Raw genomic sequence first — 12,692 nt, 5'->3', positions numbered from 1 at the left:
CGCGCCGGTGGGGTGAGGATGGCTCTGCCCGGATCACTCCGCGGGCGCGGCAGGCGGCTCCTCGACCACCACGTTCTGGTTCTGCGTCGCGCCTTCGCGGTGGAAGAGCGGGTAGATGTAGAGGAAGGCGGCGGCCATCAGGTAGCCGGCGGACACCGGGCCGAGCGCGGGCCAGTGCAGGCTGGCGCCATGGATGATCCCCACCAGTGACATGAGCGCGGCGGCGAGCGCAAAGCCCCCGGCATTGCGGAACCGCCCGTCGATCACGCTCGCGACGATCGCGCCCCAGATGAGCCCGGTGAGGATCGCACCCTGGCTCAGCGACAGGTGCCCCGCGAAATGCGCGCCCTGCTGCAGCAGCGCGGCGGTCAGCGCCTCGTCACCCAGCTGCGGCAGGCCCTCCACGCCGGTGGCCTGCAGCGCGCCCATCAGCGCCCCCCATTTGATCATCAGGAAGGACGACACATGCGGCATCATCGCGATGGTGACGGCGGCCATATGCGCAGGTTTGACGCAATGGGCGGTGTTGGTGATCAGGCTCAGCGCCACGAAGACCAGTACCGGCGCGGCGGCGGCCTCGGGGATCAGGTTGTTGAGGAAGGCCAGCAACCCGAGGAAGGCGGCCAGCGGAATGACCAGACCCACACCGATGATGTAGCCCGCGTGCGCACCCATGCGCTTGTAGGCCGGGTGGCCGATATAGGCGGTGGTGGGGAAGGGCGAGCCGAAGACCGCGCCGATCATCGTGCCGAGCCCGTCGGTGATCTGGCACACGCCCACCGGGTAGTGATCGCCGGCGCTTTCCGCGCTCTCGACGTTGTTCATCGTCTCGATGAAGTTGTAGATCTGCACCGGCACCAGCACGAGGAAGAGCTCGGGGTTGGCAAAGAGATGGTTGATCCCCGCAATCAGGTCTCCGACATAGGGCAGCGGCGGATAGAAGCCGGTGCCCTCGAAGCTGATCCGCGCCTCGCCGATGCTGAACGCCACGGCGGTGCCGACAATGAGCGCCAGCAGGCCCGCAGGAATGTTGAATGGCAGGCGGAACCGCCCGACAAGCCCCCAGAGGATGATGATCATCGAGGCAAAGCCGATGTAGGGCTGCTCGAAGATGGTGGCCAAAGGCACGGTGCCGATGAACACCAGCGCGATGCCGCAGAGCGTGCCGAGCATGCCGGCGCGCGGCGTGACCCGCTTCAGCCAGGGCCCGACGATGGCACCGAGGGCAGCGACGATGCCGCCCATGAAGCCCGCGCCGATGCCGACCTGCCAGGCCAGCATCGGATCGTTGGTGGCCCAGTAGATCGGACCGATGACCCCGAAGAGATAGACGAACATCACCGGCGTCGAGATGCCGTAGGGCAGGGCCGTGACATCGCGCCCATGCCGTGCTGCGGCGCGCTTGGCCAGCACCACATAGGCCGCTACGCCCGACAGGATCGCCACCGCCGCGCCGGGCAGGATGCGGCCATAGACGATTTCGGCGGGCATCCCGAAGACGAACTGGCAGACGCCGGCCAGCACCATCAGGTTGATCAGATTGTCGGTGAACAGCGCCCAGAAAGCACTGAAATCGCTGCGTGAGAACAGCCTGTAGTGATAACTCCCTTCCCGCATGTGGGATCTCCTCGGGTTGCTTGCGGTTGTCCCGCGCCGCCCGCTCCTCTTCGGGCGGACGCGGGGGTTATTCTGCGGCGAAAGCCATGGGCCGCGCCGCGCCTTGCTGGAGGGTGAGGGCGGTGAGCACCTCGGCCACGACAAAGGCGGCGATCACCTCGGGGCGCTTGTCGCGGCTGCCCTGTGCGCCGATCGGGCAGGTGAGGGCCTCATCGGACAGGCCGTCGCACGCGTCCCGCGCGAAGCGGCGGAACTTCTCGCGTTTCGTGGCTGAGCCGATCAGCCCGACATAGCGCGCATCCTGCCGCTTTAGCGCCGCGGAGGCGCAGAGAAAGTCGAGCGCGTGGTCATGTGTCAGCACGATGAAGGCGCTGCCCGCCGGGGCCATGGCGATCTCCAGCTCGGGCAGGGCGCTGAGCACCGTGTCGACCTTCGCGGCGCAGAGCGCCAGCTCCTCGGCGCGCTCGTCCACCAGCAGGCAGCGGACGGGCAGGTGCTGCATGAGTTCGGCCAGCGCGCGGCCGACATGGCCCGCGCCGTGGATCTGCACCATCGGCAGCGCCGCGGCCTCCTCCGCCGCACGTGCCAGCGCAAGGCGCCGATCCTGCGCGCCCATCCGGGTGAGCGAGACCTCTACCCTGCCGCCGCAGCACTGCCCGATTTCGGGTCCAAGTGGTAGGTCGAGCGTCTCCGCGAGATCGCCCCGCGCCAGCATCCTCCGCGCGGCGGCGATGGCGCGGTGTTCGAGCTGGCCGCCGCCGATGGTTCCGTGACGCGCCGCCTCGGAGACATACATCTCGCAGCCGGCCTCGCGCGGCGAGGAGCCGCGCACCCGGCTCAGCCGCAGGCGGGCCATGGGGCCGGGCGCGGCGAGGAAGTTTTCCAGCGTGCTCATGACCGTCCCGCCAACCGCTCGACCGCCAGCAGCACGCGCTCGGGGGTCGCGGGGGCATCGAGGCGCGGGCATTCGCGGTAGTCGGCGACGCTCGCCACGGCCATCGACAGCGCTTCGAAGACCGAGATGCCCAGCATGAAGGGCGGCTCGCCCACGGCCTTGCTGCGCTTGATGGTGCGCTCGCGGTTCTGCGACCACTCGGCGAGGTTCACGTTGAAGACGCGCGGACGGTCCGAGGCGAGCGGGATCTTGTAGGTCGAGGGCGCATGGGTGCGCAGCGCGCCCTTGTCGTCCCACCAGAGCTCTTCAGTGGTCAGCCAGCCCATGCCCTGGACGAAGGCGCCCTCGATCTGGCCGCGGTCGAGTACCGGGTTCAGCGAACGGCCCACGTCGTGCAGGATGTCGGTGCGCTCGACGCGGTATTCACCGGTCAGCGTGTCGATGGTCACTTCCGAGCAGGACGCGCCATAGGCGTAGTAATAGAACGGGCGCCCCTTGCCTGCCGCGCGATCCCAGTGGATGTCGGGCGTCTTGTAAAAGCCAGCCGCAGAGAGGTGCACGCGCGCCATGTAGGCGGCCTTGATCACTTGCTCCCACGGCAGAAGCTGCGCGCCCACCTGCACATGGCCCGGCACGAAGCGCACCTCTGCCGGCGTCACGCCCCAGTGCCCCGCGGCGAACTCCACCAGCCGCGCCTTGATCTGCTCGGCGGCATCGAGCGCCGCCATGCCATTAAGGTCCGAGCCCGACGAGGCCGCGGTGGCAGACGTGTTGGGCACCTTCTCGGTGGTGGTGCGGGTGATCTTGATGCGCTCAAAATCCACCTGGAAGGCATCGGCCACCACCTGCGCCACCTTGGTGTTGAGCCCCTGGCCCATCTCGGTGCCGCCGTGGTTGAGATGGATCGAGCCGTCCGAGTAGACGTGGATCAGCGCGCCAGCCTGATTGTAATGGGTGGCGGTGAAGGAGATGCCGAACTTCACCGGCGTCAGCGCGATGCCCTTGCGCAGCACGCCCCCCTGCGCGTTGAAGCCAAGAATATCGTGGCGGCGCTGCTGGTAGGCGCAGCTTTCCTCCAACTCCAAGACGACCCGGCCGATGATGTTGTCGGTGACCTCCTGATGGTAGGGGGTCAGGTTCCGCCCGTCGTGAGCATCGCCGTAGAAGTTTGCCTTGCGCACCTCCAGCGGGTCCTTGCCGAGCGCATAGGCGATCTCCTCGATCATCCGCTCGGCAGCGACGACGCCCTGCGGCCCGCCGAAGCCGCGGAAGGCGGTGTTCGAGACGGTGTTGGTCTTCATCGGGCGGCTCTGCAGCCGGACATGCGGATAGAAATAGGCATTGTCGGCATGGAAGAGCGCGCGGTCGGTGACCGGGCCGGAAAGGTCCGAGGACCAGCCGCAGCGGGCCGCGAAGCTGCCGTCGACCGCGCGAATGCGGCCCGCGCCGTCGAAAGCCACGTCGTAGTCGATGACGAAGTCGTGCCGCTTGCCGGTGGCGGTCATGTCCTGATCGCGGTCGGGGCGAATTTTCACCGGTCGGTTCAGGCGCTTGGCGGCCAGGGCCGCGACCACGGCGAAGAGGTTCATCTGGCTTTCCTTGCCGCCGAAGCCGCCGCCCATGCGCCGTACGTTGACCACCACGGCGTTGCTTGGGACGCCGAGCACATGCGCCACCATGTGCTGCGCCTCGCTGGGATGCTGGGTCGAGCAATGCACCATCACGTCCTCGTCCTCGCCCGGCAGGGCAAAGGCGATCTGGCCCTCGAGGTACATGTGGTCCTGCCCGCCGACCGAGATCCGCCCCTGAAGGCGGTGCGGCGCGGCAGCCATCGCGCTCTCGACCTCGCCGCGCTCGAGCTTCAGTGGCTCGGTGACGAGCGGATAGCCCGCCGCCTGCGCCGCGATCGGGTCCAGAGCGTGGGGCAGCGGGTCTGCGGTGACCTTTGCCAAGGCGGCGGCGCGGCGGGCGGCATCGCGGGTTTCGGCGATCACTGCAAACAGCGGCTGACCGTGAAACTCGATCTGTTCCGTAGGGAACACTGGCTCGTCGCCGCGCCCGGTGGGGCTGATGTCGTTGTGGCCGGGGATGTCGGCGGCAGTGAGCACGTCGACGACGCCGGGGGCGGCGCGCACCTCCGAGAGGTCGAGACCCTTCAGCGTGGCATGGGCGACGGTGGACACGCCGAGATAGGCATGTAGCGTGCCCACCGGCTCGGCGATGTCGTCGGTGTACTCGGCAAGGCCCTGGACGTGCTTGATCGCGCTGTCGTGCTGGCGGTCCTCGTGGACCGCGCCGCGGATGTTGGGCTGATGTTTCATGATTTTCCTCCCTCAGGCGCTCAGGCGGACGGGCAAACCGTCCTGTTCGAGAAAAAACCGCCGCAGCAGGTTCTGCGCGACACGCATCCGGTAGTCTGCGCTGGCCCGCCAATCGCTGAGCGGGGCGAAATCCTCGGACATGGCGCGCGCGGCAGCGGCAAAGGTCGCCTCGCTCCACGGCTGGCCCTGCAACGCGGCCTCGGCGGTTGCGGCGCGTTTCGGCGTCGCGGCCATGCCGCCAAGCGCGATGCGGGCGTCGGTGATCATCCCGCCTTTCACCGTCACGCTGAGTCCCGCGGCGACGGCGGAGATGTCCTCGTCGCGGCGTTTCGAGATCTTGTAGGCGGCGCAGCGGGTGGCGGGGGACGGCAAGGGAATGCGGATGCTCTCGACAAACTCGCCAGGGCGGCGGTCCTGCTTGCCGTAGTCGATGAAGAACGCCTCCAGCGGCAGGTTCCGGCGCGCGGCGCCGCGGCGCAGCGTGACCTCGGCGCCAAGCGCGATCAGCACCGGGGGTGTGTCGCCAATGGGCGAGCCATTGGCGATATTGCCGCCGATCGTGCCCATGTTGCGCACCTGCCAGCCGGCGATGCGGTCCCAGTACGCGGAAAGATGCGGCAGGTGCTCGGCGATCAGTGGCTGCAGTTCGGAATAGCTGACACCAGATCCAAGGGTGATCGCCTCCGGGCTGACCTCGACAGATTTCAGCTCGGGCAGATGGGCGATGAAGATCGCCGGCGATATCGGGCGCAGGAACTTGGTGACCCAGAGACCGACATCGGTGGATCCGGCGATCACCGTCGCCTGCGGGTGCGCGGCATAGGCGGCGGCGAAATCATCAAGATCGGCGGGGAGGATGGCGCGGTTGTCGTCGGGGCCGGTCTCGACGCGGCGCCCGTCCTTCAGCGCTGTCAGCTCGGCGGTAACGCGGTCCCGCTCGAGCGTGAGGTGATCGGCCTCCGGCGTGCCGTACTGGCTTGCCGCCACGGCGGCGCGGATGATCGGTGCGTAGCCTGTGCATCGGCAGAGGTTGCCCTGAAGCGCGGTTTCCACCTGCGTTTCGGTCGGCTGCGGGGTCTGCATCCAGAGCGCGTAGAGCGACATGATGATGCCCGGAGTGCAGAAGCCGCATTGCGCGCCGTGATGCTCGACCATCGCCCGCTGCACCGGGTGCAGCGCACCGTCGCGGCCCGAGAGGTGTTCGACCGTCACCACATGGCAGCCGTCGAGCGAGGCGGTGAAGCGGATGCAGGCGTTGACCGCTTCGTAGCGAAGCGCGCCCTCGTGCAGGCGGCCGACCAGCACGGTGCAGGCGCCGCAGTCGCCCTCGGCGCAGCCTTCCTTGGTGCCCGTGAGGCGGCGCTCGATCCGCAGAAAGTCGAGCAGGGTCTGGCTGGCGGGAACCTGTTGCAGGCTCACAGCCCTCCCGTTGAGCAGAAAGCGGATCTCGCTTCGGTGCGTCATGCATCCCTCCGTGGCTGAGCATGTGGCTGGGTGATCGGAGGCGACGCTAGCGCAAGGCACTCTCTCTGAATACGCGTGGTTTCGCCAAGGACTTTATACAGATCGTTGATAATGATCTGTCGCGGCGCGTAGTATGCCGGGGCAGAGGAGCCGAACCATGCAATACATCGAGAGCCTGCGGGTGTTTGTCCGAGTGGTCGAACTGGGCAGCATCACATCGGGCGGACGCGATCTGCGGCTGACACCGGCGGTGGCGAGCAAGCGGATCAAGGAACTGGAAAGTCGGCTCGGCGTCCGGCTCTTCAACCGCACCACCCGGTCGATCACCCCGACCGAGGTTGGTCGCGTGTTCTACGATCAGGCGCGCACGGTGCTGGCCTCAGTGGACGAGGCCGAAGCGGTGGTGGCAAATTTCTCCGAGACGCCGCGCGGCGCGCTGCGGGTGACGGCGCCGCTGGGGATCGGGCGGCGCATCATCGCGCCGCTGGTGCCCGAGTTCACAGAAAGATATCCCGAAGTGCAGGTGCAGATGCGCCTGTCGGACCGGCTGGTAGACATGATGGGCGAGCGGCTTGACGTGGCCTTCTTCCTCGGGGTGCCGAAGGATTCAAACCTCAAGTTGCGGCACATTCATGATTGCCCGCGCGTGCTCTGCGCCGCGCCTGCCTATCTCGAAAAACGCGGCATCCCCGCCGCGCCCGAGGACCTGCTCGGGGGGCGGCACAATTGCCTGCTTCTGCGGTATCCCCGTTCGCCGGAGTATTTCTGGCAGCTAAGGACCGCCACGGGGTTGCGGCGGCTCGAGGTGGAGGGCCCCTTCGATGCTGACGACGGCGACGTGCTGACCCGCTGGGCGCTGGACGGCCATGGCATCGTCAACCGGCCGCGGCTCGAGGTCGCGCAGCATCTGCGCAGCGGCGCGCTGATCGAGGTGCTGCCCGACACGCCGCCGATGCCTTCGACTCTCGGTTGCCTCTTCCAGCACCGGAAATTGCAGGACCCGAAGATCAGACTCTTCGTCGATTACATGGCGGCCGCCGTGAAGACGTCGATCGCGGGGGGTGAGAGCGCGGAATAACCTGCCGAGGGCGGGGCGCGCACGATTGTCGCGGGTGTCTGCATCGCAGGCGCCGAGCACCGGCACCTTCTGAACCAGAGAGAGGGGCAGCGTCAGACCTCTCGATTGCGGCCTTTTCGTCGCCACGGAGAAGGAGCGGTTTCCCGGCGTCTCGTTGCGGCCTGCGCCGCCCGATGCCGCCGGACGGCAGTCCGCCCTGCGTCGGCAGCGCCGCGCACATCAAGCTGTTTCACAGCCGTGCCTTCCGCGTCCGAGCCTATTTGCTGCAGCCGAAGCAGAGGCATGGCGGGATGAAGGCTGAAAGATCAGGCGGGCGGCCACATGCGGCTGAACACCCCGTCGCGCTTTACCAGCCCGTGTAGCGCGGCGGCGCCCATGTGCAGGGCGATCAGCACGATCAGCACGCTCTTGGCCAGCTCATGAAAGCCGCTGGCGGATTTTGCCAGCGCCTCGTCCTTGCCAACCATTCCGCCGAGCAGCGGGTCCCAGAGTTCCATCGGGAACCCGCCGGCCTGCACCCGGACGATGCCGGAGATCACCATCGCCACCAGCACGATGTAGAGCAGCCAGTGCACCCCCTTCGCCGCCAGCGCCTGCAGCGCCGGTACTGTGGCGGGAAGCGGGGGCGGTGGAAAGATCAGCCGCAGCGCGAGCCGCAAAGCGACAAGCAACAGGATGATCGGGCCGATGTTCTTGTGAAAGAGAAAGAGCGCGTCTTGCTGCGCCCGGGGCAGCCCTTCCTGCACCATGATCAGCCCCGCGGGGATGGTGGTGAAGACGAGCAGTACCGTCAGCCAGTGCAGCACCCGAGCCGCACGTGAATAGCGAGGGGAATGCCCTGTCTGGGACAGGCTTGCCATGCGCCGACCTCCCGGTTCTGAGCTGTCACAGCGTAGTGAGTATCTGCCCCAACGTAAAGGGCGGTGCTTGACAGGCTCTGACATGGCAGCACTTCATTCGAAATGGATCTGCCGCCGCCCCACCTGCAGCGCGCCCCGGCTCTGAGCGGCGCAAGGACGCCTTTCGCGTCCCTGGTGCTGCTGGCCACTGGCTTTGCGATCGCGCTCTTTGCGCTGTCGTGGTGGCTGGTCGGATCGGCGATGCTGCTGCCAGTGCTGGGCTTTGGGTTGGGGGCGTGCATCTCGGGGCACTTCCTGCTGCGGCACTGGACCGCGCCGCGGCTCGGCTGTGCCAATGCGCTCACCCTCGGCAGGCTGGCGCTGGCGGCGCTCATGCTTGTGCCCTTGGCGCGCCCCGGGCTGACCGAGGGCGCGTCGGGCTGGGGTTTCTTCTGCCTCGCCTTGCTCACTTTGGCGCTCGATGGGGTCGACGGCCCGCTGGCCCGGCGAAGCGGACTGGATGGACCATGGGGCGCGCGGTTCGACATGGAGGTCGACAGCGTCTTTGCCCTGTTGCTCGCGGCGGTCGCATGGCGCAGCGGCGCGGCGGGAGGCTGGGTGCTGCTTCTGGGCAGCTTGCGTTACCTTTTCGTGACCGCGAGCATGCTCTGGCCGTGGCTGAACGCTCCATTGCCTCAGAGGGTCCGCCGCAAGTTGGTTTGCGTGGTGCAGATCGCGGTGCTGGCGACGCTGCTCGCGCCGGTGGCCGTGCCGCCGTGGTCCGAGGTCGCGGCGCTGCTGGCACTGGCGCTGCTGGTGTGGTCCTTCGCGCGCGACGTTCTCTGGCTGGCGAGGCGGCGGTGACCGGGCCCGGCACGGCAGCGACGCTCCGCCTCTGGCTGGCGCTTTTCCTCTCGGCGGTGCTTGTCGATCTTGTCCTGGTCCTGCCGAACCACCCGGATGCCTTGCACTGGCCCGCGTTGGCGATGGTGCCGCTGGAATTGCCGGTGCTGCTGCTGGGCATGCTGGCGCTTGGCGGGCACGCCCGGCCGCTGGCAATCGCAGCCACCGCGGCGCTCACCCTGATCACGATGCTCAAATTGGCCGATCTTTCCGCCTATGCCGCCTTCGGTCGGGGCTTCGATCCGCTGGCGGACATGCATCTTGTGCCGGCCGCGGCGCATTTGCTGCGCGGCAGCGCGGGACTGGCGGGCACTCTGGCGATTGGCGCAGCGCTGGCGCTGCTGCTGGGCGGCGCGATGATCCTTCTCTACCGTGCGCTGCGGTTGTGGGCCCGCAGCGGCAGTCGGCTCCTGGGCGGCCTGCGGCTCTTGGCGGGCGGGGTCGCGCTGGTGTTCGCGCTGCTCTGCGCCGCCGAGATCCGCACGGCGCTCAATGGCTGGCAGGGCTGGCGCCCGCCCGGCAGCGCGTTCACCGCGCGGCTGGCGGCCGAGCATATCCGGGGCTTCGCGCGCGCGCGCGCCGCATTGGCCGAGTTCGAGCGCGCCGCCGCCGAGGATCCCTGGGCCCGCCGCGGCAATCTTCTGTCGAAACTCGCGGGGCGCCCGGTGGTGATCGTCTATGCCGAAAGCTACGGACGCGCGGCCTTTGACAACCCGCTCTATGCGCCGCGCCATCTCGCCACGCTGCACGCCGGAGAGGCGGCGCTGGCGCAGGCCGGGCTGGCGGCGCGCTCCGGCTGGCTGGCCTCGCCGGTGCAGGGCGGCCAGAGCTGGCTGGCCCATGCGACGCTCGCGGCGGGCGTGCAGGTCAGCGACCAGCGGCGCTATCGCGCCTTTCTGGCGAGCGCGCGGCAGACCCTGTTCACCCTCGCGGCGCGCTCGGGCTACCGGACGATGGCGGTGGCCCCGGCGATCGTGATGGACTGGCCCGAGGGGCCGGCCATGGGGTTTCAGGAGATCCGCGCCGCCGCCGACCTCGGCTATCGCGGGCTGCCCTTCAACTGGGTGACCATGCCCGACCAGTACACGCTGGCGGCTTTCGACCGGGCGACCCTCGATCATGAAGAGCCGCTGATGACCGAGATCGCCCTGATCTCCAGCCATGCGCCCTGGACGCCGGTGCCGCACATGGTGCCCTGGGAAAAGGTTGGCGATGGCAGTGTGTTCGACGCCGAGGCCACTCTCGGACCCAGCCCAAAGCAGGTCTGGGCCGATCCGGACCGCATCCGCGATCACTATGGCCGCTCGCTCGATTATACGCTGCGCACGGTGCTTTCTTGGGCAACGCTGCCACGCGGCCTACCGCCGCTTCTTATCCTGCTCGGCGACCATCAGCCCGCCGAATTCGTTGCGCAGGCGGGCGGCAAGGATGTGCCCATCCATCTCATCGGCCCGGCGGATACGCTACGCCTCTTCGATGAATGGGGCTGGGCAGAGGGGTTGCAGCCCGCTGCCGCGCAGGGGGTTTGGCCGATGGCCGCGTTCCGAGACCGGTTCTTGCGCGCGACCAGCAAAGCGGGCGCCGAGATGCGGGCAGACGGATCATGAGTGCGCTGCGTCTTTGTCTGCCGCTCGCGCTGATCGGGCTCTGTCTCTGGCTTGCCGAAGGGCGCGAAGCTCTGCAGAGGCTCTTGGACCTCGCGCCAGGTTGGGGGCTGGCCACGCTGGGGCTGCTCAACGCGGTCACGCTGTTGTCGGCGCTGCGCTGGCAGCGGACCGCCAAGGCCCTGGGGCTTGAGCTGCCGCGGAGCGAGGCGGTGCGAGAGTATTACATGGCGCAATTTGTCAACCAGACCCTGCCCGGAGGCGTGCTTGGCGACGCGGCGCGGGCCGCGCGCAGCCGCCGGAGCGGCCCGCTGAGCCGCGCCGCGCAGGCAGTGGTGCTGGAACGCGCGGCGGGGCAGGCGGGCATGGCGATGGTCGCTCTCTCGGGCGCTGTTCTATTGCTCGCGGGGTCAGAACGTCCGGCGCAGGTCGCGGGGCTCTCGGCCAGCCTTTGGCTGCCCGCCGCGGCATTGGCCATGCTGCCGGGCGCGCTTGCCCTGCTGCTTGCCAGCCGCAGGGGTCGGGCGCATGGCTGGCGCAGGGCCGCGCACACGGCACTCCTGGACGACTGGCCCGCGCAGGCAGCGCTGTCGCTCGTGATCGCCGTGCTGACCGTGGCCGCCTTCGTCACCGCCACGCTCGCCAGCTGCAGCCAACTGCCCATAGGCAAGGCCGCGCTCATCGTGCCGCTGATCCTGGCCGCGATGCTTTTGCCGGCCTCTGTCGCCGGCTGGGGTTGGCGCGAGGGCGCGGCGGCGGCGCTCTTTCCGATTGCCGGCTTGGACGCCGGGGCGGGGTTGGCGGCCAGTATCACCTTCGGCCTCATCAGCCTGTGTGCGGCGCTGCCCGGGGCCTTTTTCCTGCGCCGCGCGCCGCAGACGGCACCACGGACCTCTGTCGGCATTGCCTCAACCCCTGATTAAGCTAGTCTCTTTTCCAACCGGGAGGGTCCCATGCATTTTCTGACACCCACACGCCGCCTTTTTCTTGGGGGAGCGCTGTCCGCGGCCGGAGCCACGCTGCTGGCGCCGCGGCGCGCGAGCGCGCAGGACCCCGTCGCCCTGCAACTGTCTTGGCTGCACTCGGTGCAGTTCGGCGGCAGCTATATCGCCCTCAAGAACGGCTACTGGAGCGAGGCGGGACTCGACGTTTCGCTGCTGCCCGGCGGACCAAACGCGCCGGTTGAGCCGCCGGTGGTCGCGGGCACAGCGCTGATCGGCATCTCGGCGGCGGATTACACGGCTGCGGCGGTGAACCAGGGTGCGCCATTCAAGATCATTGGCGTGGCCATGCAGAAGAACCCTTTCGCCATTGCCTCGCTGCCGGACAACCCGGTTAACAGCCCTGCCGACCTGGTCGGCAAGAAGATCGGCATGGCGCTGGCCAATACCCCGGTGCTGGAAGCGCTCTGCGAGATCAACGGCGTGAAGATCGACGAGATCGAGGTGGTGCCGACCCAATACGACGCCGCGCCGCTGGTGCAGGGGCAAGTGGACTGCCTGCTGTGCTGGGCCACCGACCTGCCCGTGGCGATGGAGATGCAGGGCGTGGAGTGCGTCACCATGCTGCTCGCCGATCACGGCTACGCGGTGCATTCGCAGACCTACATCGCCACCGAGGACAACCTCGCCAACCGCCGTGACCAGCTTGTCGCGCTAATGAAGGGCGATGTCATGGGCTGGCAGGACTACCAGGCCGATCCCGAAGCCGCCGCCGCGCTCACCGTCGAGATGTTCCCCGAAGCAGGTCTCGATCTCGCGACGCAGAAGCTGCAGGCCGAGCGGCAGGTGCCGCTGATGTTCTCGGAGCTGACTGAGGCGGAGGGGTTCGGCTGGTTCACGGACGAGACCGTCGCCGCCAACGTCGAGACGCTGGCGCTTTTGGGCAAACCCGTCTCGCCCGATCTTTGGGACCGCTCCATTCTGGAGGAGGTGCATGGATAGGACGCGTCACGCGACCGCGCGGGTCGCT

At 68.2% G+C, this 12,692-nt stretch carries 10 protein-coding genes; 5 read left to right on the top strand and 5 right to left on the bottom strand.

The window, feature by feature from the left end:
- Positions 1–33 precede the first annotated feature (33 nt).
- From CEW88_RS20035 to xdhA, 4 genes are all read right to left on the bottom strand, one after another.
- The gene (locus CEW88_RS20035) at positions 34–1,617 is read right to left on the bottom strand and encodes a xanthine/uracil/vitamin C permease (protein ID WP_108970136.1); all 1,584 of its coding nucleotides are present in this window, start codon (positions 1,615–1,617) and stop codon (positions 34–36) included.
- A gap of 67 nt (positions 1,618–1,684) precedes the next feature.
- The gene (gene xdhC, locus CEW88_RS20030) at positions 1,685–2,512 is read right to left on the bottom strand and encodes a xanthine dehydrogenase accessory protein XdhC (RefSeq protein ID WP_254694571.1); all 828 of its coding nucleotides are present in this window, start codon (positions 2,510–2,512) and stop codon (positions 1,685–1,687) included.
- On the bottom strand, positions 2,509–4,833 hold the full coding sequence (gene xdhB, locus CEW88_RS20025; RefSeq protein WP_108970135.1) for a xanthine dehydrogenase molybdopterin binding subunit: 2,325 nt from the start codon (positions 4,831–4,833) through the stop codon (positions 2,509–2,511). Before xdhB ends, xdhC begins: the two co-directional genes overlap by 4 nt.
- Before the next feature lie 12 nt (positions 4,834–4,845).
- Positions 4,846–6,297 carry a xanthine dehydrogenase small subunit gene (gene xdhA / locus CEW88_RS20020; RefSeq protein WP_108970134.1) on the bottom strand — a complete coding sequence of 484 codons (1,452 nt, stop codon included), beginning with the start codon at positions 6,295–6,297 and terminating at the stop codon, positions 4,846–4,848.
- A gap of 157 nt (positions 6,298–6,454) precedes the next feature.
- On the opposite strand from xdhA, the gene CEW88_RS20015 reads away from it, so the two are divergent.
- On the top strand, positions 6,455–7,375 hold the full coding sequence (locus CEW88_RS20015; protein WP_108970133.1) for a LysR family transcriptional regulator: 921 nt from the start codon (positions 6,455–6,457) through the stop codon (positions 7,373–7,375).
- Positions 7,376–7,680: 305 nt separating this feature from the next.
- Here the strand turns inward: CEW88_RS20015 and CEW88_RS20010 are convergent, their stop codons facing one another.
- The gene (locus CEW88_RS20010; RefSeq protein WP_108970132.1) at positions 7,681–8,235 is read right to left on the bottom strand and encodes a cytochrome b; all 555 of its coding nucleotides are present in this window, start codon (positions 8,233–8,235) and stop codon (positions 7,681–7,683) included.
- 102 nt (positions 8,236–8,337) lie between these two features.
- Between CEW88_RS20010 and CEW88_RS20005 the strand changes: the two genes are divergently transcribed.
- The 4 genes from CEW88_RS20005 to CEW88_RS19990 are packed head-to-tail and all read left to right on the top strand — an operon-like array spanning position 8,338 to position 12,664.
- Positions 8,338–9,078, top strand: coding sequence for a CDP-alcohol phosphatidyltransferase family protein (locus CEW88_RS20005; RefSeq protein ID WP_108970131.1), 741 nt, complete (start codon positions 8,338–8,340; stop codon positions 9,076–9,078).
- Positions 9,075–10,724 (top strand): sulfatase, encoded by a 1,650-nt coding sequence (locus tag CEW88_RS20000; protein WP_254694570.1) that lies wholly within the window; start codon positions 9,075–9,077, stop codon positions 10,722–10,724. Before CEW88_RS20005 ends, CEW88_RS20000 begins: the two co-directional genes overlap by 4 nt.
- Positions 10,721–11,644, top strand: a complete 924-nt coding sequence (locus tag CEW88_RS19995; protein ID WP_108970130.1) for a lysylphosphatidylglycerol synthase transmembrane domain-containing protein — start codon at positions 10,721–10,723, stop codon at positions 11,642–11,644. The genes CEW88_RS20000 and CEW88_RS19995 overlap by 4 nt, the downstream gene beginning before the upstream one ends.
- Before the next feature lie 30 nt (positions 11,645–11,674).
- Positions 11,675–12,664 carry an ABC transporter substrate-binding protein gene (locus tag CEW88_RS19990; RefSeq protein ID WP_108970129.1) on the top strand — a complete coding sequence of 330 codons (990 nt, stop codon included), beginning with the start codon at positions 11,675–11,677 and terminating at the stop codon, positions 12,662–12,664.
- Positions 12,665–12,692: the final 28 nt, after the last annotated feature.

The sequence above is a fragment of the Alloyangia pacifica genome (assembly GCF_003111685.1).
GTDB classification, from domain to species: domain Bacteria; phylum Pseudomonadota; class Alphaproteobacteria; order Rhodobacterales; family Rhodobacteraceae; genus Salipiger; species Salipiger pacificus_A.
This window is presented reverse-complemented; position numbering and strand designations above follow the sequence as displayed.

Coding starts and splice junctions, on each gene's coding strand:
- CEW88_RS19990 (WP_108970129.1), top strand. CDS start 11,675: ATGCATTTTCTGACACCCACACGCCGCCTTTTTCTTGGGGGAGCGCTG.
- CEW88_RS20015 (WP_108970133.1), top strand. CDS start 6,455: ATGCAATACATCGAGAGCCTGCGGGTGTTTGTCCGAGTGGTCGAACTG.
- xdhB (WP_108970135.1), bottom strand. CDS start 4,833: ATGAAACATCAGCCCAACATCCGCGGCGCGGTCCACGAGGACCGCCAG.
- xdhA (WP_108970134.1), bottom strand. CDS start 6,297: ATGACGCACCGAAGCGAGATCCGCTTTCTGCTCAACGGGAGGGCTGTG.
- CEW88_RS20010 (WP_108970132.1), bottom strand. CDS start 8,235: ATGGCAAGCCTGTCCCAGACAGGGCATTCCCCTCGCTATTCACGTGCG.
- CEW88_RS20035 (WP_108970136.1), bottom strand. CDS start 1,617: ATGCGGGAAGGGAGTTATCACTACAGGCTGTTCTCACGCAGCGATTTC.
- xdhC (WP_254694571.1), bottom strand. CDS start 2,512: ATGAGCACGCTGGAAAACTTCCTCGCCGCGCCCGGCCCCATGGCCCGC.
- CEW88_RS19995 (WP_108970130.1), top strand. CDS start 10,721: ATGAGTGCGCTGCGTCTTTGTCTGCCGCTCGCGCTGATCGGGCTCTGT.
- CEW88_RS20005 (WP_108970131.1), top strand. CDS start 8,338: ATGGATCTGCCGCCGCCCCACCTGCAGCGCGCCCCGGCTCTGAGCGGC.